Annotated in this window: 3 protein-coding genes; all 3 read left to right on the top strand. The window is 71.4% G+C overall.

All coding sequences use genetic code 11. From position 1 onward, the window contains the following. The coding region (locus AB0M20_RS43460; protein WP_364307345.1) for an ABC transporter permease subunit at nt 1-248 on the top strand (248 nt) is incomplete at its 5' end. Further along, nucleotides 245-1,018 carry an ABC transporter permease gene (locus tag AB0M20_RS43455; protein WP_364307343.1) on the top strand — a complete coding sequence of 258 codons (774 nt, stop codon included), beginning with the start codon at nt 245-247 and terminating at the stop codon, nt 1,016-1,018. The genes AB0M20_RS43460 and AB0M20_RS43455, both read left to right, overlap by 4 nt. Further along, the coding region (locus tag AB0M20_RS43450) for an ATP-binding cassette domain-containing protein (protein ID WP_364307342.1) at nt 1,018-1,419 on the top strand (402 nt) is incomplete at its 3' end. The genes AB0M20_RS43455 and AB0M20_RS43450, both read left to right, overlap by 1 nt.

The following is a 1,419-nucleotide window of genomic DNA, read 5'->3' as shown; positions in this document are numbered from 1 at the left end:
TGACCGGTGTGCGGCTGGCCGCCTCGGTCGCGCTGATCCTGGCCGTCACCGGCGAGCTGGTGATCGGCTCTCCCGGCCTGGGCAAGGAGATCGACACGGCCCAGCAGGGCGGTGCGGTGCCGACGGTGTACGCGCTGATCTTCGTCACCGGCCTGCTCGGTGTGCTCGCGAACGTCGGCACCCGCCTGCTGGAACGCCGCATCCTGGCCTGGCACCCGTCGGAACGGCGGGAGGTGGCCCCGACATGACGGTCCTGCGCCGGACGCTGCTCGCGCTCGGCCTTCCGCTGCTGCTGGTGGCCGCCTGGTGGCTGGCCAGCGCGGGCAGCACCGACTTCTATCGCCCGCCGCTGTCGGCGATCCTCACCGCGTTCGCCGACACCTGGACCTGGGACCGGATCCGGGCTGACGTGCTGCCCAGCCTCGGCCGCCTCGCGGTGGGATACCTGATCGCGCTCGTCGCCGGCGTCGGGCTGGGCGTGCTGGTCGGCAGCAACCGATACGTGCGGGCGTACCTCGAACCGCTGCTGGAATTTCTGCGCGCCATCCCGCCGCCGGTGCTGGTGCCGGTGTTCATCCTGCTGTCCGGGCTCGGGGACCGCACCAAGGTGCTGGTGATCGCGTTCGGTTGCGTGTGGCCGGTCCTGCTGAACACCGTCGAGGGTGTGCGCGGGCGTGACGAGGTGCTGAGCGACACGTGCCGGACGTACGGGATCAGCGGCGCGCTACGGCTGTGGCACCTGATATTGCGCTCGGCCAGCCCGCGGATCGTCACCGGCGCCCGGCAGGCGCTGGCCATCGCCATCATCGTGATGGTGATCAGTGAGATGATCGCCGCGAACAACGGCCTGGGCTTCACCGTCCTGCAGTTCCAGCGCGGCTTCCAGATTCCGGCCATGTGGAGCGGCGTACTGCTGCTCGGCCTCATCGGCGTGCTGCTGGCTTGGGGGTTCCGGTGGGCCGAGGGGCGGATGCTGGGCTGGTACCACGGCCAGCGGGCCGGGCGACGGGAGTGGTGATGCTCGAGGTCGGTCATCTGAACAAGGTTTACGACTCGCACGGCCGCCGGGTCGAGGCGATCGGTGACTTGACGTTCGCCGTGCCGGAGGGGCAGTTCGCGTGTGTGGTGGGGCCGTCCGGGTGCGGCAAGACGACGCTGCTGCGGGTGATCGCCGGCCTTCTGTCGCCGACCTCCGGTGACGTGCGGGTGCAGGGCCGGGCGGTCACCGCACCGCCGCCGGGGCTCGCGGTGGTGTTCCAGGAGTACGGCCGCAGCCTGTTCCCGTGGCTGCGGGTCCGCGACAACGTCGAGCTGCCGCTGCGCGCGCAGCGGATGCCCAAAGCACGCCGGCGAGCGGTGGCCGACGAGGCACTCGCCGCGGTCGGGCTGGCCGGCACCGACTCCGCGTACCCGTGGCAG

The organism is Actinoplanes sp. NPDC051633, from assembly GCF_040681735.1.
Taxonomy (GTDB): Bacteria; Actinomycetota; Actinomycetes; order Mycobacteriales; family Micromonosporaceae; genus Actinoplanes.
The sequence above is the reverse complement of the archived record's forward strand: the minus strand, read 5'-3'. Positions and strand labels throughout refer to the sequence as shown.

Bases quoted from the DNA above. Each gene is read 5' to 3' on its own strand.
- AB0M20_RS43455 (WP_364307343.1), top strand. From the start codon at position 245: ATGACGGTCCTGCGCCGGACGCTGCTCGCGCTCGGCCTTCCGCTGCTG.